Consider the following 1,339-nt stretch of genomic DNA (forward strand, 5'->3'; position numbering starts at 1 on the left):
CGCTGCCCGAGGTCAACAAGGCGCTGATCGAAGACGCCCCCCGAGTGGTGCGCCTGACGATCTGGGGCATCATCGCCTTCTTCGTTTTCCTGGTGTCGTGGGCCAACTTCGCCGTGATCGACGAAGTCACCAAGGGCGACGGCAAGGCGATCCCATCGTCCAAGATCCAGAAAATCCAGAACCTTGAAGGCGGCATCGTCGCTGAGCTGTTCGTCAAGGAAGGGCAGATCGTCGAAGCCGGCGCGCCGTTGATTCGCCTGGACGACACCCGGTTTGTCTCCAACGTCGGCGAAACCGAGGCGGATCGCCTGTCGATGTTGTTGCGGGTCGAGCGCCTGAGTGCCGAGGTTGATGACCGACCGCTGAACTTTCCGCCCGATGTGCTCAAGGCCGTACCGGGCCAGGCTGCCAGCGAGGAGTCGCTGTACATCAGCCGCCGCCAGCAATTGCATGACGAGATTGGTGGCTTGCAGGAGCAGTTGATCCAGCGTCAGCAGGAGCTGCGTGAGTTCATCTCCAAGCAGGCGCAATATCGCTCTGGCCTGGCGCTGCAACGCCAGGAAATCAACATGTCCGAGCCGCTGGTGGCCCAAGGCGCGGTATCGCCGGTGGAAGTGCTGCGGCTCAAGCGTGCCGAAGTCGAGACCCGTGGGCAACTGGACGCCACGACGCTGGCGATTCCTCGCGCCGAATCGGCGATCAAGGAAGTGCAGCGCAAGATCGACGAGACCCGCGGCAAATTCCGCAGTGAAGCGCTGACCCAGCTTAACGAAGCGCGCACCGACCTGAACAAGGCCCAGGCCACCGGCAAGGCCCTGGAAGACCGCGTGAGCCGGACCCTGGTCACGTCGCCGGTGCGCGGCATCGTCAACAAGATGCTGGTGAACACCATTGGCGGCGTGATCCAGCCGGGTAGCGACCTGATAGAAATCGTGCCGCTGGACGACACCATCCTGGTGGAAGCGAAAATCCGTCCACAGGACATTGCCTTCCTGCACCCCGGCCAGGACGCCACGGTGAAATTCACCGCCTACGACTACACCATCTACGGCGGGATGAAAGCCAAGTTGGAACAGATCGGCGCCGACACCATCACCGATGAAGACAAGAAAACCACCTACTACATCATCAAGCTGCGCACCGAGCGTAGCCACCTGGGCACGCCTGAAAAGCCCTTGCTGATCATCCCGGGGATGGTAGCGTCGGTGGACATTATCACCGGCAAGAAAACCATCCTGAGCTACCTGCTCAAACCGATCATCAAGGCCCGGTCCGAGGCGTTGCACGAGCGGTAAATAGACATTTGCGGCGCACGCGCTTTTGTGGCGAGGGAGCTTGC

The 1,339-nt window shown here is 61.2% G+C and carries 1 protein-coding gene; it reads left to right on the top strand.

Going from position 1 to position 1,339, the window contains the following annotated elements; genetic code table 11:
- The first annotated feature begins 2 nt into the window (after window positions 1-2).
- Window positions 3-1,295, top strand: a complete 1,293-nt coding sequence (locus OC610_RS27555) for an HlyD family type I secretion periplasmic adaptor subunit (protein WP_264432652.1) — start codon at window positions 3-5, stop codon at window positions 1,293-1,295.
- The last annotated feature ends 44 nt before the right edge of the window (window positions 1,296-1,339 follow it).

The sequence above is a fragment of the Pseudomonas agronomica genome (assembly GCF_025917275.1).
Taxonomy (GTDB): domain Bacteria; phylum Pseudomonadota; class Gammaproteobacteria; order Pseudomonadales; family Pseudomonadaceae; genus Aquipseudomonas; species Aquipseudomonas agronomica.